Source organism: Azospirillum thermophilum, assembly GCF_003130795.1.
GTDB lineage: Bacteria > Pseudomonadota > Alphaproteobacteria > Azospirillales > Azospirillaceae > Azospirillum > Azospirillum thermophilum.
The window spans coordinates 392,609-409,729 of record NZ_CP029352.1; the positions used below are offsets into that span (position 1 = coordinate 392,609).

The window sequence follows — 17,121 nt, forward strand, 5'->3', positions numbered from 1 at the left end:
CGCGGCGCGGATGCCATGGCACGGATCCGGGAGGTCACCGGACGGCGCGTGACGCCGCTCGCCGACGGGTGGGAGATGACGGTCGGCGGGGACGGGCGGTGGATTCCCGCCCCCGTTCCCGGGACCGCCGCGCAGGCGTTGCAGGCTGCCGGCCTGTGGACGCTCGACGCGCCCACGCCGCTGCACGACCGCGACGTGCTTTACCGCACCCGGCTGAGCGGCGACGGCCCCGGCATCCTGCGCTTCCAGGGCCTCGCCACCCTGGCCGAGGTGACGCTGGACGGGCGACCGATCCTCGACTGTGACAGCATGTATCTCAGTCACGACGTGCCGGTGACGCTGGCGGGCGAGGCGCTGCTGGAGATCCGCTTCCGCGCCCTGCATCCGGTTCTCTCCGGCCGCAAGGGACGCGCCCGCTGGCGGCCGAAGATGATCGAGCCGGCGAGCCTGCGCTTCGCCCGGACCACCCTGCTCGGCCATATGCCCGGCTGGTGTCCTTCCGTCCACGCGGTCGGTCCCTGGCGGCCGGTTGAGCTGGTCGAGGAGGACGGGCCGGTCCGCGTGCGGGCTGCGGACCTGCGCACCGGCTTCGACGGACGGGCCGGCACGCTGTCGTTGACCCTGACGCTGGCCGACACCCCCGGCCGGCTGCCGGCGGAACTGGAGGTCGGCGGCCATGTGCGGACGCTGGAGTGGCTGGACGACCGGACGCTGCGGGCGGAGGCGGTGCTGCCGGGGATCGAGCCCTGGTGGCCGCACACCCACGGCCGGCCGGCGCTCCACCCGCTGAGCGTGCGCATCGGCGACTCCCGCGTCGACCTCGGTCGCGTCGGCTTCCGCTCCATCGAGCGGGCCGGCGGGCCGGACGGGCAAGGGTTCGGCCTGCGGATCAACGGCGAACCGGTCTTCTGCCGCGGCGCCTGCTGGACCCCTGCCGACATCGTCTCGCTTCCCGGCACGCGGGAGGCCTACGAGCCGATCCTGCGCCGGGTCGCCGGGGCCGGGATGAACATGGTCCGCGTCGGCGGCACCATGGTCTATGAGAGCGACGCCTTCTTCGAGCTGTGCGACGAGCTGGGAATCCTGGTCTGGCAGGATTTCATGTTCGCCAATTTCGACTATCCCGCCGATCCGGCCTACCGGGAGTCTGTGCGGGCGGAGGCGGCGCAGTTCCTCGATCGGATACAGGGCTCGCCCTCGCTTGCCGTGCTGTGCGGCGGCAGCGAGGCGGAGCAGCAGGCCGCCATGCTGGGCCTGCCGCGCGAGGCCTGGAGCCAGCCGGTCTTCACCGACATCCTGCCGGGCGAGGCGGCGCGGCTGCGGCCGGACGTCCCCTATGTGACCAACTCGCCGAGCGGGGGGCCGCTGCCCTTCGCGGCCGATGCCGGAGTGACCCACTATTACGGCGTCGGCGCCTATCAGCGGCCGCTGGAGGATGCCCGGCGGGCCGGGGTGCGCTTCGCCAGCGAATGCCTCGCCTTCGCCAACGTGCCGGAGGAGACCGCGGCCGGCGTGCCGGCCGTCCATCATCCCCGCTGGAAGGAGCGGGTGCCGCGCGACCTCGGCGCCTCCTGGGATTTCGAGGATGTGCGGGACCATTATCTGCAGCGGCTCTACGGGGTGGAGCCCAACCGGCTGCGTTACGAGGATCAGGACCGCTATCTGCGCCTGTCGCGCGCGGTGACGGCGGAGGTGATGGAGGCGACCTTCGGGGAGTGGCGCCGGGTCGGCTCCTCCTGCGGCGGCGGGCTGGTCTGGCTGCTGCGCGACCTGTGGCCGGGGGCGGGGTGGGGCGTGCTGGACGCGGCCGGCCGGCCGAAGGCGGCCTGGTACGGGCTGCGCCGCGCCTTCCGTCCTCTGCAGGTGATCCTGACCGACGAGGGGGTGAACGGCCTTGCCGTCCATCTGCTGAACGAGACGGCGGAGGCGGTTCCGGCGGTGCTGACGCTGACGGCGCTGCGTCATGGCGAGGTCGCCGTGGCGCGGGCGGAACGTGCGGTGACCCTGCCGGCGCGCAGCAGTCAGGTGCTGTCCTCGGCGGAGCTGCTCGGCCGCTTCTTCGACTGGACCTACGCCTACCGCTTCGGACCGCCGGCCCATGACGTGACCGTGGCAATCCTGTCGCAGGCCGGGACGGACGGAACGGCGGCCGGGGAACCGCTGGCCGAGGCGTTTCATTTCCCCAATGGCAGGGCACTGCCGCGCAGCGACCTCGGGCTCGCAGCGACGGTCGCGCAGGCGGGGGAGGACTGGGTGCTGACGCTGCGGACGCAGCGGCTCGCCTGTTCGGTCCATGTGGAGGACGAGCGGTTCCGGGCGGAGGACGCTTGGTTCCACCTGCCGCCGGGCAGGGAGCGCCGGCTGCGGCTGTCGCCGCGGGACGGAGGCGGGGGCGGTGTGCCGGATGGCGAGGTGCATGCGCTGAATGCGCTGGCACCCATCCGCTTCCGGGGGTGAGGGACGCGGGGACGGGAACTTGGCGGGCTGCGGACAGGCCCGCCTGCAGGGGGATGGAATGAAACCGGTGCCGGTGGTTTTCGAAGGGTGTTTCGGCTGGCTGCATCCGGCGTCGGGCCGGCGCGGCGTGGTGCTGTGCAGCCCGCACGGCTATGAGGAGCTGTGCGCCCACCGCGCCTGGGGCGGCCTTGCCGCCGGTCTGGCGGCGGCCGGCCTGCCGACGCTGCGCTTCGACTATCACGGGCTCGGCGATTCCGCGGGGGAGGACACCGATCCGGCGCGGGTGCGCGCGTGGCTCGACAGTATCCATGCCGCCGTGCGGCGGCTGCGCGAGGACACCGGCGTCGACGAGGTGGCGCTGGCCGGCCTGCGGCTGGGCGGGCTGCTCGCGGCGGCGGCGGCGGCGGAAATCGGCGGCATCACCGCGCTGGCGCTGGTCAGCCCCTTCGTCTCCGGCCGCATGGCGGTGCGCGAGACCCGGGCCTTCGCCCGCATGATGCCGCAGCCCGAGGGGGTGGAGGTCCTGCCGCACCGGGCCGACGACCTGAACGTTGCCGGCTTCGCCCTGACCGCCGCGACGCGCAACGATCTGGAGCGGATCGACCTGCGCACCCTGGAGGCTGCGCCGGCGCCGCGCATCCTGCTGCTCGACCGGCCGGAGGCGCGCGCGACGCAGGAACTGGCCGAGCGGCTGCGCGCCCTCGGCGCCGAGGTGGCGGAGGAGGCGATGCCCGACGGCTCGGACCTCGTGCGCAAGGTCCAGGCCGGCGACGGCGCGCGCCGCAGCTTCGCCCGCCTCACCGGCTGGCTGGCCGACGGAGCCGAACCGGGCGGCAGCGTCAGCCTGACCGAGCGGCCAGCCGGCCTGATGATGCCGCATGCCGTCGAGCGGCCGGTCTTCTTCGGCGAGGATGAGGAGCTGTTCGGCATCTACTGCGCGCCGGTGGTGGCGGACCCGCTGCACGACCGGCCGGCGGTGATCTTCCTCAACAGCGGCGCCACGCACCATATCGGCTCCGGCCGGGCTTGGGTGCTGCAGGCCCGGCGGCTGGCAGCCAATGGCTATGCCTCGCTGCGCATCGACGTGGCCGGGCTGGGCGACAGCCCGGCGCGTCCCGGCCGGCCGGACAACATCCTCTATCGCCGGGACACGCAGCCCGACGTGCGCGCGGCCATCGACTGGCTGGAGGAGCAGGGGCACGGGCGCTGCGTCGTCGTCGGGCTCTGCGCCGGGGCGGCGCAGGCGCTGCACGGGGTGCTCAACGACGGCCGTGGTCCCTGGCGCAACGGCGGCCGGGTGGCCGGCGTCGCGCTGATCAATCCCGGCCGCTTCCGCCTCGGCGCCGGCGATCATGTCGACGCGGTCCAGCAGTCGGGCATCCACCGTTCGACCGGCGGCTATCTGCGGGAGCTCGGCAAGCCGGACAAGCTGCTGTCGGTCCTGCGCAACCACCGGCGCGGCGTCCGCCTGGCCAAGCGGCTCGCCGGCCGGCTGGCACAGCGCGCGCTGCAGACGGTCGGGCTCGGCGGCAGCGTGCCGCGCTGGTTCCAGCGCCTGTCGGCGGAGGGGCGCCGCGTCCTGCTGGTCTACAGCATCGGCGACGTGACGCTGCGCGAGTTCGAGCTGCAGCTCGGCCGCGATGGCGAGAAGCTGCGCGGCCTGCCCAACGTGACGCTCAGCTATCTGCCGGGCGCCGACCACAGCGTGACCGAATGGGCGGCCCAGGACCGGCTGGGCGGGCTGCTCGACGAGCTGCTGGCAGCCGTGGACGCGGATGCCGGCGCCAAGCGGGCGCCGGAGGTCCTGCGGTCCGCCTAGCTCAGCAGCTCCGCCACTGCCGCGGCGACGACCAGCGTCGCCTTGCGCAGGTCGTCCAGCTTCAGCTTCTCGTCGGCACGGTGGGCGTTGGCCTCCAGCAGGTCGCGGGGGCCGGCGCCGTAGAGAACCGTCGGCACGCCGGCCTCCGAATAATGGCGGGCGTCGGTGTAGAGCGGAATGCCGTGCTGGCCGACCGGCACGCCGAGGACCGCTTCGGCATGGCGGGCGACGAGGTCGGCAAGCCGCGGGGCGTCGCCGACGGGCGCGAAGGGACGGGCGAGAAGGATGCGCCGCACCGTGACGCGGATGCCCGGCAGGCCGGCGGCGGCCTGCTCGATCAGGCGGCGCAGGCCGGCTTCGACCTCCGCCGGGTTCTCCTCTGGAATCATGCGGCGGTCGAGGCGGAAGGTGACGCGGTCGGGGACGACGTTGGTGTTGATGCCGCCGTCGATCAGGCCGACGACCAGCGTCGGGCTCTCGATTCCCGTCACCCGGGAGCGCCGCGTTGCGAGCTCCGGCCGATGGGCGTAAAGGGCGGAGAGGATGGCGGTCGCCGCCTCCAGCGCGTCATGGCCGGTGTCGGGGCGGGCGGCATGGGCCGACTTGCCGTCGACCTGGACCTCCAGATGCAGGCAGCCGTTGTGGGCGGTCACCACCGAATAGGCGAAGCTGGCGCAGATCGCATAGTCGGGGCGGGAGATGCCCTGTTCGATCAGCCATTTCGGCCCGATCTCGCCGCCGGCCTCCTCGTCGTAGGTCAGGTGCAGCTCGACCGAGCCCTTCAGTGCCGCTCCGGAGGCGATTAGCGCCTTCAGGGCGAAGGCATAGGTGGCGAAGTCGGACTTCGACACCGCGACGCCGCGGCCAAACATGAAGCCGTCGCGTACCTCCGCTCCGTAGGGGTCGGCGCTCCACCCCTCGCCCGGCGGCACCACGTCGCCATGGGCGTTGAGCGCCACCACCGGGCCGTCACCGAAGCGGTGGCGCACCACCAGGTTGGTCGCGCTGATCATGCCGTTGGCGCGCACCGTCTCCGCCGGGACGGGGTGGCGCTCCACGGTGAAGCCCATCGCCTCCAGCAGCTCGGCCGCGCGGACGGCATGGGCGGCGCAGTCGCCGGGCGGGTTGTCGGAAGGAACCTTGACCAGCTCCGCCAGGAAACGGGTCTCCTCCTCGAAGGCGGCGTCGATGGCGGCTGCAAGTTTGGTCTGGGACGGGTCGGTCATCGGTCGCAGGATCCGGTCAGGCATGGGGGACGGGAGGGACGAAGTCTTCGACGAAGCGGGCGAGCACGCGTGCCCCGGCCTCGGCATCGGCGGCGGTGATCCGCTCCGCCGGATTGTGGGAGATGCCGCGCTCGCAGCGGACGAACAGCATCGCGATGGGGCAGAGCGGGGCGACCGCCATGGCGTCGTGGCCGGCGCCGCTCGGCAGCTCCGGCGCCTCCAGCCCCTCGGCGCGGGCGGCGGCGGCGAGCTGCTCCATCAGCCCGGGATCGCAGGCCACGGCCCCGCTGTCGTGCAGCACCTCGATGTCGAGCGCCACGGTCCGGCGGTCGGCGATGGCGGCGAGCCGGGCGCGCAGCGCGTCGGCCCGCTCCGCCCGCACGGCATCCCGGTCGGACCGCAGGTCGATGGTGAAGCGCACCTTGCCGGGGATGACGTTGACGGCGCCCGGCATCGCCTCGATCCGGCCGACGGTGCCGACCAGCCGCTCGCGGCCGGCGCAGAGATCCTCCACCGCCAGCACCATCTCCGCCGCGGCGGCCAGCGCGTCGCGGCGCAGGGTCATCGGCACCGTCCCGGCATGGCCGGCGGTGCCGGTCACGGTGACGGAGAAGCGGGTGGCTCCGGCGATGGCGGTGACGACGCCGACCGGCCGGTCCAGCGCCTCCAGCACCGGTCCCTGCTCGATGTGCAGCTCCACATAGGCCAGCACCTCGTCCGACCGGCGGGCGGCGGTGGCGAGCGCCGCCATGTCGGGCTCCAGGCCGAAGTCGCGCATCGCCTCGCCCAGCGTGCGGCCCCTGGCGTCGCGCGTCTCCAGGATGGCGGGATCGAGTCCGCCGGTCAGCGCCCGGCTGCCGATCAGGGTGGACTGGAAGCGGGTCCCCTCCTCGTCGCCGAAGCCGATCACCTCAACCGCGAAGGGCAGGCGGCGTCCGCGGGCCTCCAGGTCGGCGACCACCGCGATGCCGGTCAGGACGCCGAGCATCCCGTCATATCGGCCGGCGTCGCGTATGGTATCGAGGTGGGAACCGATCATCAGGGCCGGCGCACCCGGACGCTCCCCCTCATAGCGGCCGATCACGTTGCCGACCGCGTCCTCCCGCACCGTCATTCCGGCCTGCCGCATCCAGGTGCCGACGAGATGGTTGGCACGGCGATGCTCCGGCGTCAGGTAGAGCCGGGTCAGGCGGCCGGGCTCCTCGCTGATGGTGGCGAGCTCGTCGATGCGCTGGAGCAGCGCCGGGCCGGAGAGCGGGGACTGGGTCATGGCGGCGATACCGACGCAGGAAAAATGGGGCCGCCGCCATCATAGCCGGACCTGCGCCGACCGCCCTAGCCGGCGCGCGGCGAAGACAGTTTCAAAGGATCCGGAAGGGGGTAGGGCAATCAGCTTATGGAGTATATCCATTCGGCGCCGTTCATTATCCGGACGCGCCGGACTTTCTTCCGCCAGTCCTTGGCAAGTCCCCGAAAGCATCACCATATCGGGAAATGCGTGCTCACCGGGAGGTAATGCGGCCTCTCGTTTGTGCAACTGCGAAAGAAACCGACAACAGCTCCGGGAGGAACCCATGATTCCCTTCGAGAATGCTACGCCGGTATCCCCATACCTCCCTGTCCTCGCCACCCGCTCCCAGATGGCCCAAGCCCAGACGCTGGCCGGATGGATCGCCCTGATGGCCGAGGACCGCGGCCTCGACGAGCACGCGCTGGCCGCCGCCACCGCCCTCGACATCGAGGAGGTTCGCGCGATCCTCAGCGGCGTGGTCATCATGATGCCACTGCCGGCCCTGGATCGCGCGCTGCGCCGTCTGGAGGGCCGGCCGCACTGATCCCGCGGAGCTAGACTCCCGCCGCCGCCGTCCCGGCGCCCGCCTTCACCGGCCGGCGGGGACCGGCCGGCTGCGGCTTGGCGGGAGCGGCGGCCGGCTTCGGCGCCGCCGCCTTGGGGACGGCACCCGCAGCCGCCGCCTTTGCCCCCTTGGCCTCGCTTGGAGCCGGGACGGCGGCGGCATGGTCGGGAACGGCGCCGAGCGCCGCGGTGAAGTCGGCGAAACTGCCGAGCGGTCGCCAGCGTCCGTCCGGGTCGAGGGCGTGCGCCATCCAAGCCGCGCCCTCGCGGCGGATGCGCCCGATCTCGGCAGGACCGTCGGCGGCAGGCCTACCGCTGAGAATGGAGATGCCGGCCGGAGCGGGAACCAACCCCAAGTGTTCTTGTTTCGTTCTCATAATCGCTACGATACCGGATCCTGCATGGCCCTGCAATGGGGATCCGCCCGGCAAAAAAGCCCTTTCCCCCGTACGGGGGAAAGGGCTTTTCCAGCGTCCGGAGAGGCTGGGGTCAGGCGACCGCCAGGACGTCCAGATAGATGTTCGCCGGCTCGGTCAGGTGGATCCGGTAGAGGACGCCGGACTGGTCGACCAGGATGTTGGCGACGGGGTTCTTGGCGGCGAGGTCGGTCACCGCGGCGCGCACGTTGCGCGGCAGGTCCTCGACGTTCACGTCGCGGTAGCCGCCCTTGTCGGAGAGCTTGACGGTCTGCTGGGCCATGATGGCGCCTGTCTTCCAGTAATGTCGATGTTCAGTTGGTGGCGGGACAATGAGCTTGCGCGGTTAAGCAAGGGTTAAGCATCCATGTGCCCGCCGCAGGCCTGCAGCGCGCCGAGAAAAACGGTCGGGATGGATTAAAAATGACCGCGATCAATGATGGAAATGCTCGTATACCCGGCGTGCCACGGCAGCGCTGATTCCGGGGGCGGCTTCCAGATCCTTCAGCCCCGCCGACGCCACGGCGGTGGCGCTGCCGAAATGGTGGAGCAGGGCCTTCTTGCGGGCCGGACCGATGCCGGGGATGCCGTCGATGCGGGTGTGGGACATCGCCTTCAGACGGCGGGTGCGGTGGCTGTCGATGGCGGTGCGGTGGGCCTCGTCGCGCAGCCGTTGCAGGAAGTGCAGCAGCGGATCGTGGGGCGCCAGGGCGATGGGCTCGCGGTCGGCCAGGAACAGCCGCTCCCGCCCGGCGTTGCGGTCCGGCCCCTTGGCGATGGCGACCAGCGGCAGGCCGGTGATGCCATGCGCCTCCAGCACGCCGCGCGCCGCGTTGAGCTGGCCCAGCCCGCCGTCGATCAGGACGAGGTCCGGCCACTGGCCGCCGCTGCGCTCCGGATCCTCCTTGAGCGCTCGGACGAAGCGGCGGGTGAAGACCTCGCGCATCATGGCGAAATCGTCGCCGGCCGCCTGCGGGTCGCGGATGTGGAAGCGGCGGTAGGCGTTGCGCTGGAACCCCTCCGGCCCCGCCACCACCATGGCGCCGACCGGGAACGCCCCCTGGATGTGAGAGGTGTCGTAGACCTCGATCCGCGCGGGCGCCCTGGGCAGTCCGAACAGCCGCGCCAGCCCGTCGAGCAGGCCGGCCTGGGCGGAGCGTTCCGCCATGCGGCGGCCGTGGGCATCGCGCGCATTGTCCAGCGCATGGTCCACCGCGCGGCGCTTCGGGCCGCGGCGGGGACAATCGACCGTGACGCGCCGGCCGGCGCGCAGCGACAGCGCCTCGGCCAGCAGCTCCGGATCGGCGACCGGGTGGCTGAGCAGGACGAGGCCCGGCGGCGGATGATCCTCGTAGAGCTGGGCGGCGAAGGCGGCAAGGATGTCCGGCGCCTCCTCCTCCCGGTCGTGGCGGGGAAAGAAGGCGCGGGTGCCCTGGTTGCGCCCGCCGCGGAAGAAGAAGGCCTGGATGCAGGCGGTCCCGCCGTCGGCATGGATCGCCAGCACGTCGGCCTCGTCCACCACCCCTTCGAGGTTGATGGACTGGCGGCTCTGCAGCGCGGTCAGGGCGCGGATGCGGTCGCGCCAGCGGGCGGCCTCCTCATACTCCAGCCGGTCGGAGCAGTCGGCCATGCGGGCGGCGAAGCGGGCCTGCACCTCGGCGCTGCGGCCGGCCAGCACGTCGCGCACCCCCTGGACCTGGGCGGCGTAGTCCTCCTCCGTCGTACGGCCGACGCAGGGGGCGGAGCAGCGCTTGATCTGGTACTGCAGGCAGGGCCGCGTCCGGCTGGCGAACACCCCGTCGTCGCAGGTCCGCAGCAGGAAGGCGCGCTGCAGCGCCGCGATCGTCACCCCGACCAGATGGGGCGAGGCGTAGGGGCCGAACAGATCCTCCTGCCGGCGGCCGTGGCGCGCCGCCGTGCCGCGGTGATGGATCAGCCGGGGAAACCCGTGGCCGCGCCCGATGGCGATGTAGGAGAAGGAGCGGTCGTCCTTGACCAGCACGTTGAAGGGCGGCAGCAGCGTGCGGATCAGGTTCGCTTCGAGGAGGAGGGCTTCCGCCTCGGTGTGGGTGGTGACGAACTCCATGGCCCGGGTCAATGCCACCATGCGGCGGGTGCGGTTGGGCAGCCCCTCGGTGCGGGTGTAGCTGGCGACCCGGCGTTTCAGGTTCTTCGCCTTGCCGACATAGAGCACGCGGCCGTCGGCCCCCAGCATGCGGTAGACGCCGGGGGTGGACGGCAGCACCGCAAGCTGGGCGCGGATCACCTCTGCCCCATCCATGGGAGCCCCTCGCTGACTTTGAAACGGCGGAGGGGCGCTACCAGAGCGGAAGAACGGAACGGGACCAAGTGACAAGGTTGCGACCTGGGCAGGGCCTGCGCCGGCTGCCGGTATGCCGGCGTGCCGGGGGTGGGGAGGCCGGGATGGCCGCGGCGGGCACGGCCATCCGGGAGGGGCGGGCCGGCCTTACGACCCGAAGACGGTGTTGAGCTGCGCGCCGACCCGCACGAAGGTCGTGCGCTTCGGCACCTCCTTCAGCTTGGTGGCGCCGATGTAGGTCATCATGCTGCGCACGCCGCCGGCGATCTCCTGCATGGTGCCCTCGATCGGCCCGCGGTAGGGAACCTCGACCGTCTTGCCTTCCGATGCCCGGTAATGGGCGACGCCGCCGGCATATTTGCGCATCGCGGTGTCGGAGGACATGCCGTAGAAGGTCATGGCGACCGGCACGCTCTTGCCGTCGCGGTCCTCGTAGCGGATGTCGCCCTCGCACTCGTCATGGCCGGCCAGCATGCCGCCCAGCATGACGAAGTCCGCCCCGGCGCCGTAGGCCTTGGAGAGGTCGCCCGGCACGGTGCAGCCGCCGTCGCCGCAGACCTGGCCCTTCAGCCCGTGGGCGGCGTCGGCGCATTCGATGATGGCGGAGAGCTGGGGATAGCCCACCCCGGTCATCTTGCGGGTGGTGCAGACCGAGCCCGGGCCGATGCCGACCTTCACGATGTCGGCGCCGGCCAGCAGCAGGGCCTCGGTCATGTCGCCGGTGACGACGTTGCCGGCCATGATGACGATGTCCGGATTCTCCTCGCGGACGCGGGCGACGAAATCGACGAAGCGCTCGGTATAGCCGTTGGCCACGTCCAGGCAGACCTTGTCGACCGGCGCCTTGGCCTTCACGGCGGCGAACTTGTCATGGTCGGCCTCGGTCATGCCCAGCGAGTAGAAGACGTTGCCGACCTCCTCCTCCTGGAAGAAGGAGATCAGCGCGTCGGCCGGGTAATGCTTGTGCAGAGCCGTCATCGCGCCGAAGCGGGCCAGCGCGCGGGCGACCGGCATGGTGCCGACCACGTCCATGTTCGCGGCGATCAGGGGAAAGCCGGTCCATTCCCGCCCGCTGTGCAGGAACTTGAAGGTCCGGTTCAGGTCGACGTCGTTGCGGCTCTGCAGGGTGCTGCGCTTGGGACGGATCAGCACGTCCTTGAAGTCGAGCTTGAGATCGCTTTCGATGATCACCGGTCACATACCCCTGGAATTCGCGGCGGAGTGCCGCTTCATCGTCACATAGGGAAGGACCCGTCCCTTCGGCAAGCGGTGATTCGGCGAAAGCGATCCCGGCTCCCTCATGCCCGCCCGTCCCGTCAGCCGGCGGGCTGGGGGTGCAGCACCATGTCGCGGATCGCCGTCTTCAGCAGCTTGCCGGTCGCGGTGTGGGGCAGGGACTCGACGAAGCGGATGTCGTCGGGGATGCACCATTTGGCGACCTTGCCCTCGTAGAAGGCGGCGAGCTCCTGGGCGGTCAGCGGCTGGCCGGGCTTCAGCACCACCACCAGCACCGGCCGCTCGCCCCATTTCTCGTCCGGGCGGGCGACGGCGGCGGCCTCCTGCACGGCGGGATGGGCGACGGCGATGTTCTCCAGGTCGATGGAACTGATCCACTCGCCGCCGGACTTGATGACGTCCTTGGTGCGGTCGACGATCTGGACATAGCCGTCGGCGTCCATCGTCACCACGTCCCCCGTCTCGAACCAGCCGGGGAGCGAGGCGTGGGCGGCGCTGTCCGCGAGGCCGTAATAGCCGCCGCACACCCAGGGGCCGCGCACCATCATGCGGCCGAAGGCCTTGCCGTCGCGCGGCACGTCGTTGCCGGCACCGTCCACCACGCGGAACTGCACGCCGAAGATCGGCCGCCCCTGCTTGGAGGCGAGCGCCAGCGAGTCGTCGGCCGACTGGCCGTCATGCTTCTTCTTCGGCGTATTGGCGAGGCCGAGCGGGCTGGTCTCCGTCATGCCCCAGGCGTGGAGAACCTCCACCCCCAGCTCGCGGAAGCGCTGGATCATCACCGGCGGACAGGCGGAGCCGCCGATGGCGACCTTGCGCAGCGTCGTCGGCTTCTTCCTGTTCGCGTCGAGCCAGTTCAGCAGGGCGAGCCAGACGGTCGGCACGCCGGCCGTGTTGGTCACCCCCTCGCTCTCGAACAGCTCGTAGAGGCTGGCGCCGTCGAGCTTGGCGCCGGGGAAGACCAGCTTGCAGCCGTTGAGCGGTGCCGAATAGGGCACGCCCCAGGCGTTGACGTGGAACATCGGGACGACCGGCAGCACGCAGTCGCGGGACGACAGGTTGAAGACGTCCGGCAGGCTGGAGGCGAGGCCGTGCAGCACCGCCGAGCGGTGGCTGTACATCACCCCCTTGGGGTTGCCCGTGGTGCCCGAGGTGTAGCAGAGGCCGCAGGCGGTGTTCTCGTCCAGCTCCGGCCAGTCGAAGCTCTCCGGCTGGCCCTCCAGCAGCGTCTCGTAGCACAGCAGGTTCGGCAGGGACGAGGCCGGCATATGCTCGGCGTCGGTCATCACCACGATGGCCTTCACGCCGGCGATCTCGGGAGCGATGCCCTCCAGCAGCGGGACGAAGGTCAGGTCGGTGAACAGCACCGCGTCGTCGGCATGGTTGATGATGTAGGCGATCTGCTCCGGGAACAGGCGCGGGTTGATGGTGTGGCAGACCATGCCCGACCCGCCGACGCCGTAATAGAGCTCCAGGTGGCGGTAGCCGTTCCAGGCCAGCGTGCCCACCCGGTCGCCCGGCTTCAGCCCCAGCCCGGCCAGCGCATGGGCCAGCTTCTGCACGCGGACCCAGGCTTCGCCGTAGGTCGTGCGGTGGATCGGCCCTTCCACCGTGCGCGACACGATCTCGGTATCCGCATGATAGAGGGCGGCGTGCCGCAGGATCGAGGTGACCAGCAGCGGGGCATCCATCATCAGGCCGCGAAGCATGTGTTTCACTCCCAGTCGTATCGTTCGTTGTCGGTGCGGCGGGTTGGCCCGCCTTCGGTGCGGCGCTACTCGGCCGCGACGGCCTCCCGGCGGGAGGCGGTCCCGCAGTGGGGGGCGGCTTCGCCCTCGCAGGCGGCCAGACGCCGTTCGGCGTCGGTCTGCATCGCCTTCAGCTCGGCGATGACCTCGGCGATCTCGCTCCGCATGCGCTCCAGCATGGTCAGCCGCTCGCCGATCTTGGCGAGCCCGTCGCGATACTGCTGCGCGCTCGGCCGGCCGGGGCGGTAGAGCGAGAGATACTCGGCGATCTGTTCGAGGGAGAAGCCGACCCGGCGGAACTTCAGGATCAGCATCAGCCGGGCGCGGTCGCGGTAGGTGAAGACCCGGCGCCCGCCGGCCCGCTGGGGACAGAGCAGGCCCTTTTCCTCGTAGAAGCGCAGCGCCTGCGGAGTCAGGTCGAACTCCGCCGCCAGCTCCGTCACGCCATAGACCCGGTCCCTGGGATCGGCCATCAACCACCCGGTCGTGAATTGTCCGTCAGGGACGCAATTCAGGCATGCGATTACGTAAAAGTCAACTGGAGGCTCATAAAGTGAACTTTATGTCGCAGGGTGAGGGAGCCGGCGGGCCCAACCCCCGGAATGCAAATGGCCGGGACGAAGCCCGGCCATCCGAAACCCGCCTTGGATCCGACGGGCCGATACTCTGCGCGGATCAGTATTTGCGCAGCAGGCCGACGAGGCGGCCCTGCACCCGGACGCGGTCGGCGCCGAAGATGCGGGTCTCGTAGGCGGCGTTGGCCGGTTCCAGGGCCACGGTGTTGCCCTTGCGGCGCAGGCGCTTCAGCGTCACCTCGTTCTCGTCCACCAGGGCGACGACGATGGAGCCGTTGTCGGCCGTCTCGCAGCGCTGGATGATGACGGTGTCATGGTCGAGGATGCCGGCCTCCACCATCGAGTCACCGGCGACCTCCAGGGCGTAATGGTCGCCGGCCGACAGCATGGAGGCGGGGATCTCGACCATCGCCGAATTGTCGCGCAGCGCCTCGATCGGCGTGCCGGCGGCGATGCGGCCGTAGAGCGGGAGCTGCACCGTCTCGTTGGCGGGGGCCGGCGCCGCCGCCACCTCGCGGCCGGCGAAGGAGAACTCTCCCTTGATGACGTTCGGCTGGAACCGGGCGCGCGGCGGACGGGCGGCGCGCTGCTCCACCCCCTCCGGCAGGCGCAGCACCTCCAGCGCGCGGGCGCGGTGGGAAGGCGGCGGATGAAGCCGCGCTCCTCCAGCCCGGTGATCAGGCGGTGGATGCCGGACTTGGACTTCAGCCCCAGCGCATCCTTCATCTCGTCGAACGAGGGGGACACCCCGCCCTGGCCGAGCCGCTCGTGGATGAACAGCAGCAGTTCGTGCTGCTTGCGCGTGAGCATGGGGGTGCCTCCCGACCTGTGGCCCGTCGCGGCCGGCGGAACACCGCCTGAAATCCGCCTGTCCGGACCGGATGGAACAAAAGAAAAACGTTACCCCTTGTTCTAGTTTGGTTCTTCGGTTCCGTCAAGCCCTGCCGCCGTTTTTTTGCGGCCCTTCGTGTGCGTACTTCGCGCCGTCCTGACGAGCCGGAGCGCAGCGGGCTGCATTGGGCGCGTTGTGCGGACTCTCTTCGGCGCACAATTTGTCGATCCGGATATTCTCGTTCCGTATCAGCCACTTGCCATGAGCGTTCGTGCACGGCCGTTGTGCAGCCTCCGCACAAGGACGGCACCCGTTCAGGGATATGAGGGCGCACGGAGAGCCGGTGTCGCCGCCGAGACTACGGGGCGCGCTGGAACACGGCAAGAACAAGAGGAAAAGAGAGGGCGGGCGCCGGCCGGCGGACAGCGCCCTGCCTGACGAGCTTGTCCCGCGGTCACACCGACAGGCAGCCGCCGGACAGCGGGATGATCGTGACGCGCTCGCCCGCTTCGGCCGGCGGGGCGTGGGGCGGGCGGACGACGAGGCAGTCGGCCCTGGCGTAGAGCGAGGTGATGGCGCTGTCCTGGCGCGGGAAGGGAGTGGCGACCAGTTCCCCGTCCGCCGTGCGCGAGAGGGTGGCGCGCAGATAATCCTCGCGCCGGTCGTTGGCCCGCAGCGGGGCGCCGAGGCGGGCGTGATGCGGGCCGCCCGGCTCGTCCGGCGGCAGGCCCTGCAGCACGCGCAGGATCGGCCGCAGGAAGATCAGGCCGGTGACGCCGCTCGACACCGGGTTGCCCGGCAGGCCGAGCAGCGGCACGCCGTTCGCCCGGCCGAACATCAGCGCCTTGCCCGGCCGCATGGCGGTGCTCTGCACGGCCAGCGTCACGCCCTTGTCGGCCAGCACGTCGCGCACGAGGTCGTAGTCGCCCGCCGCCGCCCCGCCGGTGGTCACAAGCAGGTCGCAGCCGGCCGCCCCGGCAGCCAGCGCCGCGAGGCTTTCCGCCGTGTCGCGCGCGATGCCGAGGTTGAGGGCGATGGCTCCCTCCGCCACCGCAAGCGCGCAGAGGCCGAGCGCGTTGGTGCTGACGATCTGGCTCGGCCCCAGCGGCTCGCCGGGAAGCGCGATCTCGTCGCCGGTGGCGAGCACGGCGACACGCGGGCGGCGGTGGACGCTGAGCCAGGGGATGTTGGCGCCGGCGGCCAGCGCGACGTCGCGCGCGGTCAGGCGGCGTCCGCGCGGGATCAGTTCCTGCCTGGCGGTGAAGTCGAAGCCGGCGGAGCGGATGAAGCGGCCGGCGGCCACGGCCCGGCCGACCCGGACATGGCCGTCGTCGGCCTCGCAATCCTCCTGCATCACCACGGCGTCGGCGCCGGCCGGGACTGGCGCGCCGGTGAAGATGCGCACCGCCTCGCCCGGGCCGACCGTACCGGCGAAGGCGTGGCCGGCGGCGGACTCGCCGATGCGGCGCAGGGCGACGGGGGAGCCGGGCTGCGCCCGGGCGATGTCGTCGGCGCGCACCGCCCAGCCGTCCATGGCGGCGGCGTCGAAGGGCGGCTGGGTCAGGCGGGCGACCACCGGCTCCGCCAGGACGCGGCCGAGCGCGTCGGGCAGGGCGACGGTCTCCGCCGGCAGTGGACCGAAGGTGGCGAGGATGCGCGCACGGGCCTCCGCGACCGGGATCACGAGGCGGTTCCCCACTCGCCGCTCTTGCCGCCGGCCTTGTGGACGAGTTGCACGCCGGTGATGGTCATGCCGCGGTCCACCGCCTTGCACATGTCGTAGACGGTCAGGGCGGCGACGCTGACGGCGGTCAGCGCCTCCATCTCGACCCCGGTGCGGCCCTTCAGCTTGCAGGTCGCGGTGATGTCCACCGCATTGCGCCCGGGGTCGCAGGTCAGGTCGACCTTCACCGAGGTCAGCGCCAGCGGGTGGCACAGCGGGATCAGGTCGGGCGTGCGCTTGGCCCCCATGATGCCGGCCAGACGGGCGACCGACAGCACGTCGCCCTTCTTCACGCCGCCGTCGAGGATCAGCTTCAGCGTTTCCGGCTGCATGAGGACCGAGCCGCGGGCCGTGGCGGTGCGCTCCGTCTCCGTCTTGTCGGAGACGTCGACCATCACGGCGCGCCCTTCGGCGTCGAAATGGGTGAAGCCGCTCATGGGGTCACCAAAGCCTTTTCGAGGAAGATGGACAACGGGTCGTCCGGATAATCGGCGTAGGGGCCGCGGCCGGTGAAGCCGGCCTTGCGGTAGAGGGCGACCGCCTCCGGTTGCGCCACACCGGTCTCCAGCCGCAGGGCGGCGAGGGCGAGGCCGCGCGCCTCCTCCTCCAGCCGGTCGAGCAGGCGGCGGCCGAGGCCGGCGCCGCGGGCGCCGGGCCGCACATACATGCGCTTGACCTCGCCGTAGCCCTCCGGGTCGATGCGCAGGGCGCCGCAGCCGACCGCCCGGCCGTCGATCCGCGCCACGAAGAAGCGCACGTCGGGGCCGGCCAGCGACTCGATGTCGAGCAGGTGGCAGACCGTGACCGGGTAGATGGCGCGCAGATGCTCGTCCAGCTCGGCGACCAGGGCGCCGGCCTCGGGCTGCCGCGGATCCTCCCGCGCGATGGTCAGGGATGCCGGGGCCACGGTCATC

Annotated in this window: 14 protein-coding genes and 1 pseudogene; 3 read left to right on the forward strand and 12 right to left on the reverse strand. The window is 71.5% G+C overall.

The window, feature by feature from the left end:
- Window positions 1-15: 15 nt before the first annotated feature.
- Both DEW08_RS01750 and DEW08_RS01755 read left to right on the forward strand, forming a co-directional pair.
- On the forward strand, window positions 16-2,457 hold the full coding sequence (locus DEW08_RS01750; RefSeq protein WP_109323973.1) for a glycosyl hydrolase 2 galactose-binding domain-containing protein: 2,442 nt from the start codon (window positions 16-18) through the stop codon (window positions 2,455-2,457).
- Between the two features lie 58 nt (window positions 2,458-2,515).
- Window positions 2,516-4,276, forward strand: coding sequence for an alpha/beta hydrolase (locus DEW08_RS01755; protein WP_168220232.1), 1,761 nt, complete (start codon window positions 2,516-2,518; stop codon window positions 4,274-4,276).
- Here the strand turns inward: DEW08_RS01755 and DEW08_RS01760 are convergent.
- Window positions 4,273-5,502 (reverse strand): M20/M25/M40 family metallo-hydrolase, encoded by a 1,230-nt coding sequence (locus DEW08_RS01760; RefSeq protein ID WP_109323978.1) that lies wholly within the window; start codon window positions 5,500-5,502, stop codon window positions 4,273-4,275. The two genes, DEW08_RS01755 and DEW08_RS01760, sit on opposite strands and share 4 nt — an antisense overlap.
- 16 nt (window positions 5,503-5,518) lie before the next feature.
- A complete protein-coding gene (locus DEW08_RS01765) occupies window positions 5,519-6,772 on the reverse strand; it encodes an allantoate amidohydrolase (RefSeq protein ID WP_109323979.1) in 1,254 nt (417 codons plus the stop codon).
- Window positions 6,773-7,076: 304 nt separating this feature from the next.
- On the opposite strand from DEW08_RS01765, the gene DEW08_RS01770 reads away from it, so the two are divergent.
- Window positions 7,077-7,337 (forward strand): hypothetical protein, encoded by a 261-nt coding sequence (locus DEW08_RS01770; RefSeq protein ID WP_245986071.1) that lies wholly within the window; start codon window positions 7,077-7,079, stop codon window positions 7,335-7,337.
- A 10-nt stretch (window positions 7,338-7,347) separates the two neighbouring features.
- Here DEW08_RS01770 and DEW08_RS01775 read toward each other — a convergent pair whose 3' ends face one another.
- The 10 genes and pseudogenes from DEW08_RS01775 to DEW08_RS01820 form a co-directional block, all read right to left on the reverse strand.
- Complete coding sequence (locus DEW08_RS01775; protein WP_109323980.1) at window positions 7,348-7,608, reverse strand: hypothetical protein; 261 nt, start codon at window positions 7,606-7,608, stop codon at window positions 7,348-7,350.
- A gap of 238 nt (window positions 7,609-7,846) precedes the next feature.
- Entirely contained in the window at window positions 7,847-8,056 is a 210-nt protein-coding gene (locus DEW08_RS01780) for a hypothetical protein (protein ID WP_109323981.1), read from the reverse strand.
- 150 nt (window positions 8,057-8,206) lie between these two features.
- A complete protein-coding gene (gene uvrC / locus DEW08_RS01785; RefSeq protein ID WP_109323986.1) occupies window positions 8,207-10,054 on the reverse strand; it encodes an excinuclease ABC subunit UvrC in 1,848 nt (615 codons plus the stop codon).
- A 186-nt stretch (window positions 10,055-10,240) separates the two neighbouring features.
- A complete protein-coding gene (locus DEW08_RS01790; RefSeq protein WP_109323987.1) occupies window positions 10,241-11,284 on the reverse strand; it encodes a GMP reductase in 1,044 nt (347 codons plus the stop codon).
- 125 nt (window positions 11,285-11,409) lie between these two features.
- Window positions 11,410-13,038 carry a 3-(methylthio)propionyl-CoA ligase gene (locus DEW08_RS01795; RefSeq protein WP_109323988.1) on the reverse strand — a complete coding sequence of 543 codons (1,629 nt, stop codon included), beginning with the start codon at window positions 13,036-13,038 and terminating at the stop codon, window positions 11,410-11,412.
- A gap of 65 nt (window positions 13,039-13,103) precedes the next feature.
- On the reverse strand, window positions 13,104-13,550 hold the full coding sequence (locus DEW08_RS01800; RefSeq protein WP_109323989.1) for a MerR family transcriptional regulator: 447 nt from the start codon (window positions 13,548-13,550) through the stop codon (window positions 13,104-13,106).
- A 202-nt stretch (window positions 13,551-13,752) separates the two neighbouring features.
- Window positions 13,753-14,462 (reverse strand): annotated as a pseudogene (gene lexA, locus DEW08_RS01805) (transcriptional repressor LexA).
- Between the two features lie 476 nt (window positions 14,463-14,938).
- On the reverse strand, window positions 14,939-16,168 hold the full coding sequence (locus DEW08_RS01810; protein ID WP_109325236.1) for a molybdopterin molybdotransferase MoeA: 1,230 nt from the start codon (window positions 16,166-16,168) through the stop codon (window positions 14,939-14,941).
- Entirely contained in the window at window positions 16,165-16,644 is a 480-nt protein-coding gene (gene moaC / locus DEW08_RS01815; RefSeq protein ID WP_109323990.1) for a cyclic pyranopterin monophosphate synthase MoaC, read from the reverse strand. Before moaC ends, DEW08_RS01810 begins: the two co-directional genes overlap by 4 nt.
- Window positions 16,641-17,120, reverse strand: a complete 480-nt coding sequence (locus tag DEW08_RS01820; RefSeq protein ID WP_109323991.1) for a GNAT family N-acetyltransferase — start codon at window positions 17,118-17,120, stop codon at window positions 16,641-16,643. Before DEW08_RS01820 ends, moaC begins: the two co-directional genes overlap by 4 nt.
- Window position 17,121: the final 1 nt, after the last annotated feature.

Excerpts from the sequence above, each read along its gene's own strand:
- moaC (WP_109323990.1), bottom strand. The coding sequence starts at position 16,644 with ATGAGCGGCTTCACCCATTTCGACGCCGAAGGGCGCGCCGTGATGGTC.
- DEW08_RS01775 (WP_109323980.1), bottom strand. The coding sequence starts at position 7,608 with ATGGCGCACGCCCTCGACCCGGACGGACGCTGGCGACCGCTCGGCAGT.
- DEW08_RS01780 (WP_109323981.1), bottom strand. The coding sequence starts at position 8,056 with ATGGCCCAGCAGACCGTCAAGCTCTCCGACAAGGGCGGCTACCGCGAC.
- DEW08_RS01750 (WP_109323973.1), top strand. The coding sequence starts at position 16 with ATGGCACGGATCCGGGAGGTCACCGGACGGCGCGTGACGCCGCTCGCC.
- DEW08_RS01760 (WP_109323978.1), bottom strand. The coding sequence starts at position 5,502 with ATGACCGACCCGTCCCAGACCAAACTTGCAGCCGCCATCGACGCCGCC.
- DEW08_RS01765 (WP_109323979.1), bottom strand. The coding sequence starts at position 6,772 with ATGACCCAGTCCCCGCTCTCCGGCCCGGCGCTGCTCCAGCGCATCGAC.
- DEW08_RS01770 (WP_245986071.1), top strand. The coding sequence starts at position 7,077 with ATGATTCCCTTCGAGAATGCTACGCCGGTATCCCCATACCTCCCTGTC.
- DEW08_RS01820 (WP_109323991.1), bottom strand. The coding sequence starts at position 17,120 with ATGACCGTGGCCCCGGCATCCCTGACCATCGCGCGGGAGGATCCGCGG.
- DEW08_RS01800 (WP_109323989.1), bottom strand. The coding sequence starts at position 13,550 with ATGGCCGATCCCAGGGACCGGGTCTATGGCGTGACGGAGCTGGCGGCG.
- DEW08_RS01795 (WP_109323988.1), bottom strand. The coding sequence starts at position 13,038 with ATGCTTCGCGGCCTGATGATGGATGCCCCGCTGCTGGTCACCTCGATC.
- uvrC (WP_109323986.1), bottom strand. The coding sequence starts at position 10,054 with ATGGATGGGGCAGAGGTGATCCGCGCCCAGCTTGCGGTGCTGCCGTCC.
- DEW08_RS01755 (WP_168220232.1), top strand. The coding sequence starts at position 2,516 with ATGAAACCGGTGCCGGTGGTTTTCGAAGGGTGTTTCGGCTGGCTGCAT.